At 64.2% G+C, this 2297-nt stretch carries 4 protein-coding genes; 1 reads left to right on the top strand and 3 read right to left on the bottom strand.

All coding sequences use genetic code 11. The annotated features are described in order from the left end of the window. Nucleotides 1-772: TRAP transporter large permease (locus EOD07_RS31275; protein WP_164772723.1), on the top strand; the 772-nt coding region annotated here is incomplete at its 5' end. Nucleotides 773-817: 45 nt separating this feature from the next. Here EOD07_RS31275 and EOD07_RS31270 read toward each other — a convergent pair. The 3 genes from EOD07_RS31270 to EOD07_RS31260 all read right to left on the bottom strand — a co-directional run. Continuing rightward, nucleotides 818-1099 carry a cupin domain-containing protein gene (locus EOD07_RS31270; protein WP_027166948.1) on the bottom strand — a complete coding sequence of 94 codons (282 nt, stop codon included), beginning with the start codon at nt 1097-1099 and terminating at the stop codon, nt 818-820. Nucleotides 1100-1229: 130 nt separating this feature from the next. Then, on the bottom strand, nt 1230-1553 hold the full coding sequence (trxA, locus tag EOD07_RS31265; protein WP_041003670.1) for a thioredoxin: 324 nt from the start codon (nt 1551-1553) through the stop codon (nt 1230-1232). Nucleotides 1554-1627: 74 nt separating this feature from the next. Then, nucleotides 1628-2297, bottom strand: a 670-nt coding sequence (locus EOD07_RS31260) for a PD-(D/E)XK nuclease family protein (protein ID WP_206519613.1), incomplete at its 5' end; no start/stop codon positions are given.

The following is a 2297-nucleotide window of genomic DNA, read 5'->3' as shown; positions in this document are numbered from 1 at the left end:
GTTCGTCGGCGCCTATATTCCCGGCATCCTCATCGCCTTGGCGCTGATCGCCTATGTCACCTCCTATGCCCGCAGGCACCAGCTTCCGGCGCGCGGGCGGCCGTCATGGGGCGTGATCGGCAGGCAGTTCAAAGGCAGCGCCTGGGCGCTGTCGATGCCGCTGCTTCTGGTCGTCGGCGCCAAGGGCGGCTTGTTCACGGTCACCGAGCTCGGCGCGGTGCTGGTGCTGTACGCCATCTTCATCGGTTGGGTGATCCATCGCGAGTTCAGCTGGCGGCAGTTTCCGGAGCTCTTGACCGATGCGGGGCTGCAGACCGCCAACATCATGCTTGTCGTCGCGGTCTCGTCCTTCATCGCCTACCTTGTCGTCGTTCACGGCATTCCGGCCGACATTCAAAGCCTGCTCCACAATGCCGACCTGTCGCCGTGGGAATTCCTGCTGCTGGTCAATGTGGTTTTCCTGGTGGCGGGAATGTTTCTGGATTCGACGCCGGCGACCATCATCCTGGTGCCGATCTTCCTGCCCGCGGCCAAGAGCTTCGGCGTCGATCCGACGCATTTCGGGCTGGTGATCGTGCTGAACCTGATGGTCGGCCTGATCCATCCGCCTCTGGGTCTGAACCTTCTCATCACCCAGTCGATCGCCAAGGTGCCGATGCGCGACGTGATCTGGGCCAGCCTGCCGGTCGTCGCGATCATCCTGGCCGTGTTGCTGATCATCACCTTCGTGCCCCAGACCGTGCTCTGGCTGCCAGGCGTGATGGGCCTGTAAGGAACGGGAAGGCAAGCCGACGGGCGCCGTGCCGCCGGCTATCAGCTACTTCAGCTCGATCTCGATGAAGGCGTATTCGCCGTCATTGGCGTTGATGACGTCGTGCTCGACGCCCTCACGGCGGAAATAGGGCGCGCCTTGCTTCATCTCGGCGAAGGATTCGCCATCCTTGGTCACCAGCTTCACCTTGCCGTCCATCAGCGGCACCACGACATAGTCGTGGCCATGGCGGTGCCAGCCGGTGTTGGCGCCCGGCGCGAACCGGTATTCGGTGACGATGACGCGCTCATTGTCGACGTGAACCGTGGCCTTGGCTGTCCCGGTCATGGCGCTCTCCTTTTTGCGAAGCAGAGAGTATGACGTGCCTGCGTGCGAGGGCCAGAGCGCGCCGAGCGATGACGCCAAAGAAAAAGCCCGGCGCGATGGCCGGGCTCGTTCTTGAACTTTACGGATTGGCTCAGGCGATGGCGCCGTTGATCCAGTGTGACAGCGCCGTCTTCGGCGCGGCGCCCACCTTCATGTCGGCCACTTCGCCGCCCTTGAAGATCATCAGCGTCGGGATCGAGCGCACGCCATACTGCGCGGCAAGCTCCGGATTCTCGTCGATGTTGAGCTTGGCGACCTTCACCTTCGAGCCGAGCTCCTTGGCGATCTCTTCCAGCGACGGGCCGATCATCTTGCAGGGACCGCACCATTCCGCCCAGAAATCCACCACGACCGGCTCCTTGGCGTTGAGCACATCGGCCTGGAAATTGCCATTGTCGACCTTGACGGTGGCCATGCTGAAATCCTTTCGAAAACTCGGGTTGCACCAAATGTGGTGGTTGTGGCGGCGATGTTCAAGCAGTTCTTGTGTCACGCTCCCGTGAGTCGGGCAAGGGCATCGTCCATCGCCTTGGCCGGCAGCTCGATCAGGCGCGGCGCCTCGGTAAAGAGCAGCGCCGCCGTCACCTCGCGGCCCGGATAGAGCGGCTGAAGCAGCGCGCGATAGAGCGCAAGCTGCAGCACATAGGCCGGCGGCACCTCCGCCAGGTCTTTGGGGGCCGGCCGGTTGGTCTTGTAGTCGACGATCGACACTTTGTCCGGGGTGACAGCCAGCCGGTCGATCTTGCCGGAGATCGAGCGCAGCCTCCCCTTCACCTCGAGGCTGCCCATGATCGCGACTTCCGCGCGGGACGAGGGCGAGAACAGTGCGCCGAAGCGGCCGTCGGACAGGATCGCAAGCACCGCCTCGAGTGCTTTGCTGCGCTCACCGTCCGGCCAGCCGGCGCCGGCGCGCGCCAGGTAGCGCTCGGCCGCATCGCGCCTTTCCTCTTCCGCAATGCCGGGCAGCATCTGCAGCAATTTGTGCAGGGCCAGGCCGCGCACCACCGCGAAGCCGGGCTCGGACTCGGCGTCGAGCACCGGCGAACGTGTGTCGGGCGCGGTTGCTTTTGCTTCCTCGATCAGCGTCGAGGCGCCGGAAGGCGAAAGCGGTCGCGGCAGCTCCTCATAGGGCGGCAACGGCTGGAACAAGGTGTCCGGC

The organism is Mesorhizobium sp. M2C.T.Ca.TU.002.02.1.1 (assembly GCF_003997225.1).
This window is presented reverse-complemented; position numbering and strand designations above follow the sequence as displayed.

Excerpts from the sequence above, each read along its gene's own strand:
- EOD07_RS31270 (WP_027166948.1), bottom strand. The coding sequence starts at position 1,099 with ATGACCGGGACAGCCAAGGCCACGGTTCACGTCGACAATGAGCGCGTC.
- trxA (WP_041003670.1), bottom strand. The coding sequence starts at position 1,553 with ATGGCCACCGTCAAGGTCGACAATGGCAATTTCCAGGCCGATGTGCTC.